The sequence below is a fragment of the Bacillus sp. C30 genome (genome assembly GCF_040838255.1).
Taxonomy (GTDB): domain Bacteria; phylum Bacillota; class Bacilli; order Bacillales; family Bacillaceae_G; genus Bacillus_A; species Bacillus_A mycoides.
Genome location: NZ_JBFPJH010000060.1, coordinates 1 through 15,924, shown reverse-complemented (window position 1 = coordinate 15,924; position 15,924 = coordinate 1). Strand labels below are relative to the sequence as shown.

Annotated in this window: 17 protein-coding genes; 13 read left to right on the top strand and 4 right to left on the bottom strand. The window is 36.1% G+C overall.

The window, feature by feature from the left end; all coding sequences use genetic code 11:
• Positions 1-133 precede the first annotated feature (133 nt).
• The 7 genes from abbA to AB3X49_RS08965 all read left to right on the top strand — a co-directional run bounded on the left by abbA (position 134) and on the right by AB3X49_RS08965 (position 5,869).
• Positions 134-325 (top strand): antirepressor AbbA, encoded by a 192-nt coding sequence (gene abbA / locus AB3X49_RS08995; RefSeq protein WP_002145987.1) that lies wholly within the window; start codon positions 134-136, stop codon positions 323-325.
• A gap of 163 nt (positions 326-488) precedes the next feature.
• Positions 489-932 (top strand): cyclic-di-AMP-binding protein CbpB, encoded by a 444-nt coding sequence (cbpB, locus tag AB3X49_RS08990; protein WP_002066926.1) that lies wholly within the window; start codon positions 489-491, stop codon positions 930-932.
• A gap of 177 nt (positions 933-1,109) precedes the next feature.
• The gene (gene ccpC / locus AB3X49_RS08985) at positions 1,110-1,994 is read left to right on the top strand and encodes a transcriptional regulator CcpC (protein ID WP_003191095.1); all 885 of its coding nucleotides are present in this window, start codon (positions 1,110-1,112) and stop codon (positions 1,992-1,994) included.
• A 71-nt stretch (positions 1,995-2,065) separates the two neighbouring features.
• Complete coding sequence (dapD, locus tag AB3X49_RS08980; protein WP_367961612.1) at positions 2,066-2,788, top strand: 2,3,4,5-tetrahydropyridine-2,6-dicarboxylate N-acetyltransferase; 723 nt, start codon at positions 2,066-2,068, stop codon at positions 2,786-2,788.
• Between the two features lie 61 nt (positions 2,789-2,849).
• Positions 2,850-3,980, top strand: coding sequence for an N-acetyldiaminopimelate deacetylase (locus AB3X49_RS08975; RefSeq protein WP_002033831.1), 1,131 nt, complete (start codon positions 2,850-2,852; stop codon positions 3,978-3,980).
• 273 nt (positions 3,981-4,253) lie between these two features.
• Entirely contained in the window at positions 4,254-5,120 is an 867-nt protein-coding gene (locus AB3X49_RS08970) for a hypothetical protein (RefSeq protein ID WP_002014843.1), read from the top strand.
• An 83-nt stretch (positions 5,121-5,203) separates the two neighbouring features.
• Positions 5,204-5,869 carry a potassium channel family protein gene (locus AB3X49_RS08965; protein ID WP_000504033.1) on the top strand — a complete coding sequence of 222 codons (666 nt, stop codon included), beginning with the start codon at positions 5,204-5,206 and terminating at the stop codon, positions 5,867-5,869.
• Between the two features lie 37 nt (positions 5,870-5,906).
• Here AB3X49_RS08965 and rnjA read toward each other — a convergent pair whose 3' ends face one another.
• A complete protein-coding gene (gene rnjA, locus AB3X49_RS08960; RefSeq protein ID WP_002033834.1) occupies positions 5,907-7,574 on the bottom strand; it encodes a ribonuclease J1 in 1,668 nt (555 codons plus the stop codon).
• 4 nt (positions 7,575-7,578) lie between these two features.
• Positions 7,579-7,791 carry a DNA-dependent RNA polymerase subunit epsilon gene (locus AB3X49_RS08955; RefSeq protein ID WP_000576436.1) on the bottom strand — a complete coding sequence of 71 codons (213 nt, stop codon included), beginning with the start codon at positions 7,789-7,791 and terminating at the stop codon, positions 7,579-7,581.
• A 548-nt stretch (positions 7,792-8,339) separates the two neighbouring features.
• Here AB3X49_RS08955 and AB3X49_RS08950 point away from each other — a divergent pair.
• Positions 8,340-9,113, top strand: a complete 774-nt coding sequence (locus AB3X49_RS08950) for a Cof-type HAD-IIB family hydrolase (RefSeq protein ID WP_002014845.1) — start codon at positions 8,340-8,342, stop codon at positions 9,111-9,113.
• 62 nt (positions 9,114-9,175) lie between these two features.
• On the opposite strand, the gene def is transcribed toward AB3X49_RS08950, so the two are convergent.
• Both def and AB3X49_RS08940 read right to left on the bottom strand, forming a co-directional pair.
• The gene (def, locus tag AB3X49_RS08945) at positions 9,176-9,730 is read right to left on the bottom strand and encodes a peptide deformylase (RefSeq protein WP_002014846.1); all 555 of its coding nucleotides are present in this window, start codon (positions 9,728-9,730) and stop codon (positions 9,176-9,178) included.
• Positions 9,731-9,897: 167 nt separating this feature from the next.
• Positions 9,898-10,047 carry a YjcZ family sporulation protein gene (locus AB3X49_RS08940; protein ID WP_002014847.1) on the bottom strand — a complete coding sequence of 50 codons (150 nt, stop codon included), beginning with the start codon at positions 10,045-10,047 and terminating at the stop codon, positions 9,898-9,900.
• A 513-nt stretch (positions 10,048-10,560) separates the two neighbouring features.
• Between AB3X49_RS08940 and pdhA the strand changes: the two genes are divergently transcribed.
• From pdhA to AB3X49_RS08915, 5 genes are all read left to right on the top strand, one after another.
• Positions 10,561-11,676 (top strand): pyruvate dehydrogenase E1 component subunit alpha, encoded by a 1,116-nt coding sequence (gene pdhA, locus AB3X49_RS08935; protein WP_000536893.1) that lies wholly within the window; start codon positions 10,561-10,563, stop codon positions 11,674-11,676.
• A gap of 3 nt (positions 11,677-11,679) precedes the next feature.
• Positions 11,680-12,657: a pyruvate dehydrogenase complex E1 component subunit beta gene (gene pdhB / locus AB3X49_RS08930; RefSeq protein ID WP_000068162.1), complete on the top strand. Its 978-nt coding sequence runs from the start codon at positions 11,680-11,682 to the stop codon at positions 12,655-12,657.
• A gap of 93 nt (positions 12,658-12,750) precedes the next feature.
• Positions 12,751-14,028: a pyruvate dehydrogenase complex dihydrolipoyllysine-residue acetyltransferase gene (pdhC, locus tag AB3X49_RS08925; RefSeq protein ID WP_367961606.1), complete on the top strand. Its 1,278-nt coding sequence runs from the start codon at positions 12,751-12,753 to the stop codon at positions 14,026-14,028.
• Between the two features lie 5 nt (positions 14,029-14,033).
• Positions 14,034-15,446: a dihydrolipoyl dehydrogenase gene (gene lpdA, locus AB3X49_RS08920; protein ID WP_002014851.1), complete on the top strand. Its 1,413-nt coding sequence runs from the start codon at positions 14,034-14,036 to the stop codon at positions 15,444-15,446.
• Positions 15,447-15,658: 212 nt separating this feature from the next.
• Positions 15,659-15,886 (top strand): hypothetical protein, encoded by a 228-nt coding sequence (locus AB3X49_RS08915; protein ID WP_002088334.1) that lies wholly within the window; start codon positions 15,659-15,661, stop codon positions 15,884-15,886.
• The last annotated feature ends 38 nt before the right edge of the window (positions 15,887-15,924 follow it).

Genomic DNA, 15,924 nt, shown 5'->3' with positions numbered 1-15,924 from the left:
AAATAATGTGAAATGATATCTATATATTCGCAGTCGTTAAGTGTTTCTAACGAAAACTGAATATTACATCTGTTAAATAGACTGAAAAATTTATATAATGAGAGTGATGATGCGAGTGCAAGGAGAGGAGCATATGGAAAAAGAATTTGTTTTAACAAGAGAAGAAGAAAATTTATTGTTGGATATTCTGTTTCAGCAAAATTACGCGAGCGAAATTTTAGCGGTGGAGCTTACAGACATTGAGAATGGTTTAAAACAGACAGATGTGACGCAATATAAAAAAATCACAAGATTGTTTTACCGATTAAAAAATAAAGGGTATTAAGCACTACCGGAATGGTAGTCTTTTTTTTATGTTATATGCTAAAATAGTTATGTATTTTTATTAGAAGAATGTCAGGACAAAATAATAATATGAAAACGCTATCATAAAATGTGAATAGGATCGGAGAATATTAGCAGGAAAAAGGGAAAATGGGGGATGTAACATGATTAGTATTCCGAAAGACGAGTTTCAACAAATTCTTGTGAAGGATTTAATGATTTCATCAGATAAAGTAGCACATGTACAAATAGGGAATGGTCTAGAACATGCTTTACTCGTTCTTGTGAAATCTGGATATTCGGCGATTCCTGTTTTAGACCCTATGTATAAATTACATGGGTTAATTAGTACTGCTATGATTTTAGATGGTATTTTAGGATTAGAGCGCATTGAGTTTGAAAGACTTGAGAATATGAAAGTGGAACAAGTGATGAAGGAAGAGATTCCAGTTCTTATGTTAGAAGATTCTTTTGCAAAAGCTTTAGAAATGACAATTGATCATCCTTTTATTTGCGCTGTCAATGAAGAAGGTTACTTCGAGGGTATTTTAACACGGCGGGCTATTTTAAAATTGTTGAATAAAAAAGTGAGACAGCATAATCGATAACGTAGGGAAAGTGACTTCACAGAAAAGGCGAAGTCACTTTTTTTCGTGCATATCAGTTGTGTATGTATTATATTTAAAAAGACATAAAGCATAAGAAAAGTTTGAACTAACAAACCGTTCTAATGTATAAAAGTATGCAATTAAATTAAGGATGAAATACTTATTAAAATTAGGTGTATGGAAGCTAAGGAAAGAGGGAGAAAGTTGCAAATTGATGATTTTCAAATGATGGTTGTGTTAGCTCAGGAATCAAATATGAGAAAAGCGGCGGAACGTTTATTTGTTTCACAACCTGCGCTTAGTCAACGATTACAATCTATGGAGAAACAATGGGGAATGAAATTTTTTATTCGTTCACAAAAAGGATTAACAATTACACCTGAAGGGGAAAAAGTTGCAAATTATGCAAAAGAAATGTTACAACGGGAAGAGGGTATTAAAAGTGAACTGGCTCTTTTTAGAACCGAAACATACGGTACGTTAAAAATAGCTGTTGCATCAGTCATTGGGCAATATTGGCTTCCACCTGTTTTGAAAAAATTTGTGCATAAGTATCCTTCTGTGAAGATATCTCTGTTTACTGGCTGGAGTAGTGAAGTGCAGAAGCAATTTTATGAAGGAGACGTTCATGTTGCTATACTGAGAGGATCACAAGAATACAAAGGGCAGAAACAACAATTATTTGAAGATGAATTATATTTAGTTGATAAAGAAATAAAAGATATTTCGATGTTAAAAGAGACAAATAGACCATTTATTCAATTTAAAAGTGATTCGACCTACTATGGACAAATACAAAATTGGTGGTATGGATTATTTTCAAATCCACCTAAGCGAACGATTGTAGTTGACCAAATTGAAACGTGCAAACAGCTTGTTTTAAATGGAATAGGTTATGCTCTTTTACCTTCGACTGTTTTAAAAGAAGTGCAAGAAAATATGTATAAAACACCTGTTCAATTAACGAGAGAAACATGGTTATTGACGAGTGACTCGGCAAGGCAGTTGAAGCAAGTACAAGCATTTTTAGAAATTATAGAAGAAATTCAAATGGGAAAATAAGATTATTGTCTTGCTACTCGCTCTATCGTTTGGTAGAGTAACATTATAAATGGATTTAGGAGGCAACAAGAATGAAAATGATGGACGCTAACGAAATTATTTCGTTTATTCAAAACAGTGAAAAGAAAACTCCTGTAAAGGTATACATAAAAGGGGATTTAAAAGAGGTAACATTCCCTGAAACAGTACAAGCATTTGTAAATAAAAAATCTGGTGTATTATTCGGAGAATGGTCTGAAATTAAGACAATTCTTGATGAAAATAACAAGCACATTGTTGACTATGTAGTTGAGAATGACCGTCGTAATTCTGCAATTCCAATGATTGATTTAAAAGGTATTAAAGCTCGTATTGAGCCAGGTGCGATTATTCGTGACCATGTAGAAATTGGTGACAACGCTGTTATCATGATGAATGCAACAATTAACATCGGTGCTGTAATTGGTGAAGGTACTATGATCGACATGAACGCAGTGCTTGGTGGACGTGCAACAGTTGGTAAGAACTGTCACGTAGGTGCAGGTGCTGTACTTGCCGGTGTTATTGAGCCACCTTCTGCAAAACCAGTTATCGTTGAAGATGATGTTGTAATTGGTGCAAATGTAGTTGTTCTAGAAGGCGTTACAGTAGGTAAAGGTGCAGTTGTAGCAGCAGGAGCTGTTGTAACAGAAGATGTGCCTCCATATACAGTTGTTGCGGGAACTCCGGCACGTGTAATTAAAGAAATTGATGAGAAGACAAAAGCAAAAACTGAAATTAAACAAGAGCTTCGTCAATTAAACCCAGAGAAATAAAAAATAAAAAGCGTAAGAGCATGAATGTGCTCTTACGCTTTTTATAGATAGAGGTGCAAAAATGACAGTAAGCAAATTTGTCCAAGTTCGTAGAGATTTACATAAAATTCCGGAGATCGGATTTAAAGAGTGGAAAACACAACAGTATATTTTAGATTATATAGGAACGCTTCCTAATGAATATTTGGAAGTGAAAACATGGAAAACAGGTGTAATTGTTAAAGTAAATGGAAAAAATCCAGAAAAAATAATAGGTTATCGTGCAGATATAGACGGTCTACCAATTACAGAGGAAACTGGATATGAATTCTCTTCTGTCCATGAAGGAATGATGCATGCATGTGGACATGATTTGCATGCAACAATCGGTTTAGGACTTCTAACAGCGGCTGTAAGCGAAAGAATAGATGATGATCTTGTGTTTATATTCCAACCAGCTGAAGAAGGTCCAGGTGGTGCACTTCCTATGTTAGAAAGCGATGAGTTAAAAGAATGGAAGCCTAATATGATTCTTGGACTTCATATTGCGCCTGAATACTCTGTGGGAACAATTGCTACAAAAGAAGGTTTATTATTTGCGAATACATCAGAGCTATACGTTGATTTAAAAGGAAAAGGTGGACATGCTGCATATCCGCATACAGCAAATGATATGATTGTTGCAGCGAGTCATCTCGTTACACAACTTCAATCAGTTATTAGTCGTAATGTGAACCCTCTTGATAGTGCGGTAATTACAATTGGGAAAATTACAGGTGGTACAGTTCAAAACATTATCGCAGAAAAGTCTCGTTTAGAAGGAACAATTCGAACGCTCTCAGTGGAATCAATGAAACGTGTTAAAAGCCGAATTGAGGCAATTGTTGCCGGAATAGAAGCTTCTTTTCAATGTGAAGCTGTTATTGACTACGGAGCGATGTATCATCAAGTGTATAACCATGAGGAGCTAACGAGAGAGTTTATGCAATTTACACGTGAACAAACGACTATGGACGTAATTACGTGTACGGAGGCAATGACAGGTGAAGACTTTGGTTATATGCTTCGAGAGATACCTGGATTTATGTTTTGGCTTGGAGTAAATTCAGAATATGGTTTACATCATGCTAAATTAAAACCAGACGAAGAGGTTATTGAGAAAGCAATTGTATTTTTAAATCAATATGTGAAGTGGAAGGGAAATAGAAAGTGAACTTACTCGCTAATTGTGAAATAGTTTAGAGTGGGGACTTCTTAGTTCAGAGACGAAAACATCTTTCGTATTCGTTAGTGTTAGACATCTTCATACAAATGAGTAAAGTTAAATTTGACGTCTTAATAATGAGCAGGGGGTTTTTAGCCACTGCTCATTATTAATTATTGCTAATAGGGAAGATAATTATTTAACTACCCTATATATGTTTACTTTTAGTATGAAAAGTGTGTAAAATCAATGTGATACATAGAAAAAAGGGTGGGGAATTACGTGCAAATTAGCAGTGCGATTTTATGTTTCGTCTTATATGCATATGTTATTATTGCGGCGGTTTATTTTGGGATAAGTTTTTACGCCTATCGTTTAGCAAATAATAGTGAATATGAAGAAACATACAAATGGGTGAAAAGATATTTGTCACCTGTACTAGAAATTATGAATGGATTTGTTCTTTTTTTATTTATTGGATTAATTGCTTTCTCAACGAGTTTAGTAGGGAATAAGACTACGTTATTTGTACTAGGTATCATTATTTTTATGCTATTAGGAATTCGGATTGGTAATACGGTGTTTTGGAACGAAAGAAAAATAGATGGTTGGACAGGGATGTTTATTCCATGTATGTTAGCTGCAATTGTGACGAATATAGAACATGAATATTATCAATTACATTTTTGGCTTATCATTGTTTTAACAATCCTCTCTGTTTTGTATATAAGTACTGTCGTGCTAACATACATCGCAAATGAAAAAGGAGATGCAAAAGGTGCGCACTTCTTTAGAGGGCGTGCATTATTATGGAGTGTGCCGACGATGGCAGTTATAGGAATTATTGCGATATTAGTAAATGGATATCAATTTACTAATTGGCAATTGTTTTTAGAAACTTGGTGGATCTTCATTGTTTCGCTTGTAGCTTTTTTAGGCGCAACACATTATTTATTCCATCAACATCATTACATATTGGCACTGTTATTCGCATTTACACAACTTTTATTTGCTTTTTTCGGACAAGAAACGCTATTGTTCGTTTTTGAAACATTTAGTTCATTTGGAAATATATTTGTATTTGGTATGTTAATTTTCGGTATCGCGTTTTATTTACAACAGTATTTTTATATGCAAAAACAAAAATAAGAAGTATATACAGGTTTTTGTAGCGAATTTAAAGTATGTTACAATAAAAGTACATAGTATTTGATGTTATTGGAGGAATTCCTGTGGGCGAAAAAGAGAAAGAATTTGCTGTTATTGGGCTTGGCCGTTTTGGTGGAAGTATTTGCCGTGAATTAGCTCAATTAGGTATGGAAGTAATGGCAATTGACTCAGATGAGGATAAAATTAATGAGTTTGCAAATATAGCTTCGCATGCTGTAATTGCAGATTCAACAGATGAGATGGTATTAAAAAGTCTTGGTATTCGTAATTTTGATCATGTAGTCGTTGCTATTGGAGATAATTTGAATTCAAGTATTTTAACAACGTTAATTTTGAAAGAATTAGGTGTGAAAAATATTACTGTAAAAGCTCAAAATGACTATCATGAAAAAGTGTTAAGTAAAATAGGGGCAGATCATATTGTGCATCCAGAACGAGATATGGGAAAAAGGATTGCTAATAATATCGCATCAAGTAATGTGTTAGATTACCTAGAGCTTTCAGATGAGCATAGTATTGTAGAGATTATCGCAAATAAAAAAATTGATGGGCACTCTTTAATTGAATTAGATATTCGTGCGAAGTTTGGTTTGAACATTGTAGCAATTAAACGTGGAAAAGAAGTTATCGTATCTCCTCGAGCTACAGAAAACGTTCAGGCGGGAGATATATTAATTGTAATTGGTCATGACGATGAAGTAGATCGTTTTAAGCATTTTTTAAGATAAGAAAAAGGACAATGCCGAGGAGGCATTGTCCTTTTTCTTATATTTCCATAATGATTGGTAAAATCATTGGACGACGTTTCGTTTTTTCGTATAGGAATGGTGCTAATGTGTCTGTAATCTCATTTTTAATTTCAGACCATTGTGTTGTTTTTCGCTCCATGACTTTTTCTAAATGTGTTGTAATTAATGTTTGAGCATCGTTGATTAAATCGCTGCTTTCACGCATATAAACGAAACCACGCGAGATGATATCAGGTCCTGCTGCAACTTTAAATTCTTTCATATCAATGCTTACAACTACAATAACAAGTCCTTCTTCAGAAAGAATGCGACGATCACGTAATACGATATTACCGATATCTCCAATACCATTTCCATCGATATAGACAGAGCCAGATGGGATTTTCCCAGCTACGCTTGCTTCATCAGAACGTAAAGCAAGAACATCTCCATTATCCATAATGAAACAATTTTCTTCTGGAATACCACAATCATTCGCTAATTTCATATGCATACGTTGCATACGATATTCACCATGAATTGGCATGAAATATTTCGGCTTAATAAGACGTAGCATTAACTTTTGTTCTTCTTGTCCACCGTGTCCACTCGTATGAATATTTGAGAGTTTACCATGGATTACATCAGCACCAGCGCGGTACAACATGTTAATTGTACGACTTACACTAATTGTATTGCCTGGGATTGGTGAAGAAGAGAAAACAACTGTATCGCCAGGGATAATTTGAATTTGACGATGTGTACCATTGGCAATACGTGAAAGTGCTGCCATCGGCTCCCCTTGACTACCTGTACATAACATAACAACTTTATTAGCTGGTAGGCGGTTTAGCTGAGCTGTGTCTATGAATGTATCCTTTGGACACCGGATATAACCAAGGTTTTGTCCGATTTCAATAGCCGCTTCCATACTTCGACCGAATACAGCTACTTTACGATTGTTTTCAACAGCAGCCTCAACAACTTGTTGTAAGCGATGGATATTCGATGCAAAGGTTGCGAATATAATACGACCGTCTACTTTGCGGAATATATCTTGAATACTATCACCAACGCGGCGCTCAGACATCGTAAAGTTTGGCACTTCACTGTTTGTACTATCAGATAAGAGACAAAGTACACCGTCTTTTCCGATTTCGGCCATTTTTGTTAAATCTGCTGGCTCACCTACTGGTGTGAAATCAAATTTGAAATCACCTGTATGAACGACTTGTCCTTGAGGTGTTTTCACAACAACTCCGTATGAATCCGGAATACTGTGAGTTGTACGGAAGAAGGAAACAGATGTCTTTTTAAATTTAATAACATCATCTTCTTGAATTTCATAAAGTTTTGCTTTACGAAGTAATCCGTGCTCTTCTAATTTGTTTTTTATTAGGGCAATTGCTAATTTTCCGCCGTAAATTGGAATGTTTACTTGACGTAATAGATAAGGAATTCCACCGATATGATCTTCGTGACCATGTGTAATGAATAACCCTTTAATTTTATCTTCGTTTCGCACAAAATAAGTGTAATCTGGTATTACATAATCGATCCCGAGGAGTTCGTCTTCTGGAAATTTAATTCCAGCATCAATTATAATAATTTCATCTTGAAATTGAACAGCATATGTATTTTTACCGATTTCACCAAGACCACCGAGGGCAAAAACGGCAGCTTGATCATTTTTTAGGAATTTCATATGACTATACGATCTCCGCTAATATTAAATCAGCGTTTTGTTTTTCATATTCAAGATGAGCACCAGTAACAGACTGAACGAACTCGATATTATATGCGAACTTATTTAATTTTTTACGAACATCCTTTTGAGACGTAGCCTCTAAATATAAGACTTTTGTATTTTCACGTACTGGGACCTCAGTTAATTTTTCTTGATAAAATACTTTAAAAATCATTGGGAAAACCTCTCCTTGTCTATGTTTTGCATTATCTGTTACTTATTATAAAGCAAACAGTCACGATTTTCATGTTTTTTCGAATGAGAATGAAGAAAAAGCCCGAAATGGGCACAATTTAAGCGATTGTCTTCTTACGGACTAAATCGTTTAAATAACGCTTGAGCTTTTTCTTCAGCTTCTTCAGCATGATTACTCCTTCCTTTCCTTATTTTAAACATGCATATTACTAATGATAACTCTGTCTCCCATACAAGAAAGAAGATTAGAAGTGAATAGTGAATCTTGTTCTTTTTAGTATAGTGTAAGTTATCTTGTAGTAACGATTAGTAGCCGTTAGTTATAGATATAGTATGAGGAAGAATAGAAAAGAAAATTCATCCGAACAAGTATCCACATTTTTTCACTAATAGTATATGCACATTTCATAAATAAGGTCAGAAAGTGAACGCTTTCTTCACAGATGTTTAATATGTTATACTTTTTTTTGAAATTTGAAAAGTGATAATCAAAATAGGAATATAGAGTGCCAGAAAGGATTTTGACAAATGAATGATAAAATTGTCTTTTTTGATATTGATGGAACATTATTAGATCATGATAAGAAAATTCCGCAATCTACAAGAGATGCAGTAAGAGATTTACAAGAAAAAGGTGTGCATGTAGCGATTGCGACAGGGCGTGCGCCATTTATGTTTGAAGATATTCGTGAGGAACTCAATATACATAATTATGTTAGTTTTAACGGGCAGTATGTTGTATTTGAGGATGAGGTATTATTTAATAATCCATTACATCCTGATGCTCTACATAAGTTTACTCAGTTTGCAAAACAAGAAGGATATCCACTTGTATATCTTGACCATCAAGAAATGAGAGCGTCAGTGGAATATCATGATTATGTAAAAGAAGGTTTTGGAAGCTTACAATTCGAGCATCCGGCATATGAACCTGATTTTTATGAGAAACGCGATATTTATCAAACGCTTCTTTTTTGTGAAGTAAACGAAGAAGAAAAGTTTATTCATCATTATCCAGATTTTCATTTTATACGCTGGCATGCATATTCAATGGATATTATCCCTAATGGTGGTTCTAAGGCAAAAGGGATTGAGAAGTTTATTGAGAAAATAGGATTTAATCGTGAACAAGTATATGCATTTGGGGACGGATTAAATGATTTAGAAATGATTGAAGCAGTAGGAACGGGCATTGTGATGGGGAATGGTCATGAGGATTTGAAAAAACTTGCTAATTATGTGACAAAAGATGTTAATGAAGACGGTATTTATCACGGATTAAAGTGGGCTGGCTTGTTATAAGTAAGTGTGGAACCCATTTCATATAATAAAAAGGCGGAAGGTTAACTTCCGCCTTTTTACTATTATCGCTCGAGAGGTTTTGAATCATCGGGAGCCACAAATGGATTGTCTTTATTAATATGGTCATAGAACATAACACCGTTTAAATGGTCGATTTCATGTTGGAATACAATTGCTGGTAAACCTTTTAATCGCAGTTTTACGTCTTCACCGTTAATCGTTGTTGCCTTTACTGTAATTCTCGTGTAACGAGGGACATAACCAGGTACTTCACGGTCTACAGATAGACAGCCTTCACCATTTTGTAAATATGTACGTTCAACAGAATGACTAATGATTTTTGGGTTAAATAATGCGTAGCTATATAACGTATCGTTCGTATCAGTTACATGAACCGCAATCATTTTCTTTGAAATACCGATTTGCGGAGCCGCTAATCCGATTCCGGGGCGTAAATTATATTTTTCAGCCATTTCAGGGTCCTGGCTATTTATTACAAATTCAATCATTTCTTTAAGAGTATTTGTATCTTCCTCGCTAGCAGGTAAGGAGACCTCTTCTGCGACGTCGCGCAAAATAGGATTTCCTTCACGAATTACCTCATTCATTGTAAGCATATGTAATCTCTCCTTTCTCCTTTAGTCTACCAAAGGAGATAAAAAAAGTCATCGGCAAGTAAGGAAGAGCTACTTGGAAACAAATCTTCTACAGATAAGTTATGTAATAAAAAGAAAAGACGGCAAAGCCGTCTGTTTCTTTCCATAGTTGTTTCATTTTACATTAATTAGCGAATGCAAGCAGCACCAACGATAATTAAAAGGATAAACAACACAACGATTAAGGCGAAGCCGCTTCCAGATCCGCCACAAGAACCGCCATAACCGTAGGAAGGATATGAACAAGTTGTTGGATAGCAATATGAGTATCCGTACATGAGATGACCTCCTTTATCATTTCCCGCTAATACTGCGGTTACTATAATGTATGGAGGAATGATCAGAAATGTATAGGTATTTACCTATAAAAGGAAGAAGTGTTTGTATAATTTTCTTGAGAAGAGAGAAAAACTAAGGAGAATTAAATCGTTTACATATTATTCTAAGAGAAAAAATAAGTTCAAAAGGGAATAATATAACAGCAGGTTATTGCTTACTAATACAGATGTGAAAAATAAAAACACGTTTGTGTAGAGGAAACCGGCATATTATTTATAAAAAAACGTATTCAAAGTAATTGACATCGTAATTAGAATAGTTGTAAACTAAAAAACGTGATCAAGATTGTATTAATATGTTTTTGAAAAAACATTAGTACAGATTGTTAGGTACACAAAATTATTCTCAACCGACAAACAAATTTGTTGGTTTACATTGTTGCGCTTTCAGTCTAGCTAATAGATAGTGAAAGCGTTTCAGAATATGGTTCAAGAGAGGAAGAGGTGAACGGAATGGGTACTAAAACAAAAAAGACCCTATTTAATGTTGATGAGCAAATGAAAGCTATCGCAGCTCAATTTGAAACATTACAAATTTTAAATGAAAAAGGCGAAGTTGTGAATGAAGCAGCTATGCCTGAATTATCTGATGATCAATTAAAAGAATTAATGCGCCGTATGGTGTATACTCGCGTACTAGATCAACGTTCTATTTCTTTAAACCGTCAAGGACGTTTAGGTTTCTACGCACCAACTGCTGGACAAGAGGCTTCTCAATTAGCAAGTCATTTCGCACTTGAAGCAGAAGATTTCATCTTACCAGGATATCGTGACGTTCCACAATTAGTGTGGCACGGTCTACCATTATACCAAGCATTCTTATTCTCTCGTGGACATTTCATGGGTAACCAAATGCCTGAGAATGTAAATGCACTTGCTCCACAAATCATTATCGGTGCGCAAATCATCCAAACTGCTGGTGTTGCGTTAGGTATGAAATTACGTGGTAAAAAATCTGTTGCAATTACTTACACTGGTGACGGTGGTGCTTCACAAGGTGACTTCTACGAAGGTATGAACTTTGCGGGTGCATTCAAAGCTCCAGCAATCTTCGTTGTACAAAACAACCGTTATGCAATCTCTACTCCAGTAGAAAAGCAATCTGCAGCTAAAACTGTAGCACAAAAAGCAGTAGCAGCAGGTATTTACGGAATTCAAGTAGACGGTATGGATCCATTAGCTGTATACGCAGCAACTGCTTTCGCTCGTGAGCGCGCAGTAAATGGCGAAGGTCCTACTTTAATCGAGACTTTAACATTCCGTTATGGTCCACATACAATGGCTGGTGATGACCCAACTCGTTACCGTACAAAAGATATCGAAAACGAATGGGAACAAAAAGATCCAATCGTACGCTTCCGTGCATTCTTAGAAAACAAAGGCCTATGGTCTCAAGAAGTTGAAGAGAAAGTTATCGAAGAAGCAAAAGAAGATATCAAACAAGCAATTGCTAAGGCTGACCAAGCTCCAAAACAAAAAGTTACTGATTTAATGGAAATCATGTACGAAAAAATGCCTTACAACTTAGCTGAACAATATGAAATTTACAAAGAAAAGGAGTCGAAGTAAGCCATGGCTCAAATGACAATGATTCAAGCAATCACTGATGCTTTACGCGTTGAAATGAAAAATGATCCTAACGTACTTGTGTTTGGTGAAGACGTTGGTGTAAACGGCGGAGTATTCCGTGCTACTGAAGGTTTACAAGCTGAATTCGGTGAAGATCGTGTAATGGATACTCCACTTGCAGAGTCCGGTATTGGTGGACTTGCAGTTGGACTTGCACTTGAAGGCTTCCGTCCAGTTCCAGAAATCCAATTCTTCGGTTTCATTTATGAAGTAATGGATTCAGTTTCTGGTCAATTAGCTCGTATGCGTTACCGTTCTGGTGGACGTTGGACTGCTCCAGTAACAATTCGTTCTCCATTCGGTGGTGGTGTTCATACTCCTGAACTACATGCTGATAGCTTAGAAGGATTAGTGGCACAACAACCTGGTCTAAAAGTTGTTATTCCATCTACTCCATACGATGCAAAAGGTCTTTTAATCTCTGCGATTCGTGACAACGATCCAGTTATCTACTTAGAGCATATGAAATTGTACCGTTCATTCCGTCAAGATGTACCAGAAGGTGATTACACAATTGATTTAGGCAAAGCTGACATCAAACGTGAAGGTACAGATGTATCTGTTATCGCTTATGGTGCTATGGTTCATGCTGCATTAAAAGCTGCTGAAGAACTTGAAAAAGAAGGTATCTCTTTAGAGGTTGTTGACTTACGTACAGTTCAACCATTAGATATCGAAACAATCATCGCTTCTGTTGAAAAAACAGGCCGCGTAGTTGTAGTTCAAGAAGCTCAAAAACAAGCTGGTATTGCAGCTAACGTTGTAGCGGAAATTAACGACCGTGCAATCTTAAACTTAGAAGCTCCAGTTGTACGTGTTGCAGCTGCTGATACAGTATTCCCATTCTCTCAAGCTGAGAGCGTATGGTTACCAAACCATAAAGATATTGTTGAAGCTGTTAACAAAGTAATGAACTTCTAATTTTTAGTTTTTCATGTGCAAAAGAAATCAGCACATGCTGGTTTCTTTTGTACATATTCCATAATAATGAAATGAATCAGGGGGCTGAATTCCGTGGCATTTGAATTTAAACTACCAGATATCGGTGAAGGTATCCACGAAGGTGAAATCGTAAAATGGTTTATTAAACCAGGCGATGAAGTAAATGAAGACGATGTACTTCTTGAAGTACAAAATGATAAAGCAGTAGTAGAAATCCCTTCTCCTGTTAAAGGTAAAGTACTTGAAGTACTTGTAGAAGAAGGAACAGTTGCAATTGTAGGAGATACATTAATTAAATTTGATGCTCCTGGATACGAAAACCTTAAATTTAAAGGTGACGATCATGATGAAGCTCCAAAAGCTGAAGAAGCTCCAGCAGCGGAAACTACTCCAGCAGCAACTGCAGAAGTAGTAAATGAGCGTGTAATCGCTATGCCATCTGTTCGTAAATATGCTCGTGAAAAAGGCGTAGATATTCATAAAGTAGCTGGTTCTGGTAAGAACGGCCGTGTTGTGAAAACTGACATCGATGCATTTGCAAATGGTGGACAAACTGTAGCAGCAACTGAGGCTCCAGCAGCAGTAGAAGCTACTCCAGCAGCAGCGAAAGAAGAAGCACCAAAAGCACAACCAATCCCAGCTGGTGAATATCCAGAAACTCGTGAGAAAATGAGTGGTATCCGTAAAGCGATTGCGAAAGCAATGGTTAACTCTAAGCATACAGCTCCTCACGTAACATTAATGGATGAAGTAGATGTAACAGAACTTGTTGCTCACCGTAAGAAGTTCAAAGCTGTTGCAGCTGACAAAGGTATTAAATTAACTTACCTTCCATACGTTGTAAAAGCTTTAACATCTGCATTACGTGAATTCCCAATGTTGAATACTGCTTTAGACGATGCTTCTCAAGAAATCGTTCATAAACATTACTTCAACATCGGTATCGCAGCTGATACAGACAAAGGTCTATTAGTACCAGTTGTTAAAGATACAGATCGTAAATCTATCTTTACTATCTCTAACGAGATCAATGAACTTGCTGGTAAAGCACGTGATGGTCGTTTAGCTCCAACTGAAATGAAAGGTGCTTCTTGCACAATTACAAACATTGGTTCTGCAGGTGGACAATGGTTCACTCCAGTTATCAATCACCCAGAAGTAGCAATCCTTGGTATCGGCCGTATCGCTGAGAAACCAGTTGTGAAAAACGGTGAAATCGTTGCAGCTCCAGTATTAGCATTATCTCTAAGCTTTGACCATCGTTTAATTGACGGCGCAACTGCTCAAAAAGCATTAAACCAAATTAAACGTCTATTGAATGACCCACAATTATTAGTAATGGAGGCGTAATAACAATGGTAGTAGGAGATTTCCCAATTGAATTAGATACAGTCGTTGTTGGTGCAGGTCCTGGTGGATACGTTGCGGCAATTCGTGCAGCACAATTAGGTCAAAAGGTAGCGATTATTGAAAAATCTAACCTTGGTGGCGTATGCTTAAACGTTGGATGTATTCCTTCAAAAGCGTTAATCAATGCAGGTCATCGTTATGAGAATGCAATGCATTCTGATGACATGGGTATCACTGCAGAGAACGTAAAAGTTGACTTTACAAAAGTTCAAGAATGGAAAAACGGCGTAGTTAAGAAATTAACTGGCGGTGTTGAAGGCCTTCTTAAAGGTAACAAAGTTGAAATCATTCGCGGTGAAGCTTACTTCGTAGATGCTAACACATTACGCGTAATGACTGAAGATGCAGCACAAACTTATACGTTTAAAAATGCTGTTCTTGCAACTGGTTCTACACCAATCGAAATTCCAGGATTCAAATACTCTAAACGTGTTATCAACTCTACAGGCGCTTTAAGCTTACCTGAAATTCCTAAAAAACTTGTTGTAATCGGCGGCGGTTACATCGGTATGGAATTAGGTACTGCATATGCTAACTTCGGTACAGAAGTTACTGTAGTAGAAGCTGGCGACGAAATCTTAGCTGGTTTCGAAAAAGCTATGAGCTCTGTTGTTAAACGTGCTCTACAGAAAAAAGGTAACGTAAATATCCATACAAAAGCTATGGCTAAAGGCGTTGAAGAAACAGAAACTGGCGTAAAAGTTAGCTTTGAAGTTAACGGTGAAATCCAAACTGTAGAAGCAGATTACGTATTAGTAACTGTAGGTCGTCGTCCAAACACTCAAGAAATCGGTCTTGAGCAAGTTGGAATTAAAATGACTGACCGTGGCATTATCGAAATTGATGAGCAATGCCGTACAAATATTTCAAACATCTATGCAATCGGTGATATCGTTCCTGGACCACCATTAGCTCACAAAGCTTCTTACGAAGGTAAAGTAGCTGTTGAAGTAATTAGTGGCCATGCATCAGCAATCGATTACATCGGAATTCCTGCAGTATGCTTCACTGATCCAGAATTAGCATCTGTTGGTTACACTAAGAAACAAGCTGAAGAAGCAGGAATGACAGTAGCTGTATCTAAGTTCCCATTCGCTGCAAACGGTCGTGCGTTATCATTAAACAGCACTGACGGTTTCTTACAACTTGTAACGCGTAAAGAAGATGGTCTTCTTGTAGGTGCACAAGTTGCAGGTGCAGGTGCTTCTGATATTATCTCTGAGATTGGTTTAGCTATCGAAGCTGGAATGACAGCTGAGGATATCGCTCAAACAATCCATGCTCACCCAACATTAGGTGAAATCACAATGGAAGCAGCTGAAGTTGCTCTTGGAATGCCAATTCACATTGTAAAATAATTTAAGTAATGTAAATACCCCATCTCTTATTTAAAGAGATGGGGTATTTTTATTTTCATAAAATGACTTGCAAGGTCTTTATATGTACTTGTCGAATGAATATATAATACTTTAAATGAACCGTTAGCATATATGCCGTTATATAATATGTAATTGATTCAAACTTAATCCCATATATTAATAAAATAGAGCATGTCAAAGGAGAAGGTTCCATGAGAATATTACATGTTATATTTTATCATTTTCTATTATGGAGTGGTTTTTCCATTGTATTAACATTATCGAATGGTGATAAGTTTCATTATAAAGTAATTCTCTTTTTCGTATTTCTTTATTTGGCATATGTGATTGCATGTTTTGTATTACACGTAAGAAAGCAGGCATTATTCCTTACGTGTTCAAATTGCATACTTTTTTTAATCATATTCTCTATTTTTTAAATTAACGTTTATAGAAATACATTGTTCTTCCATTAAAT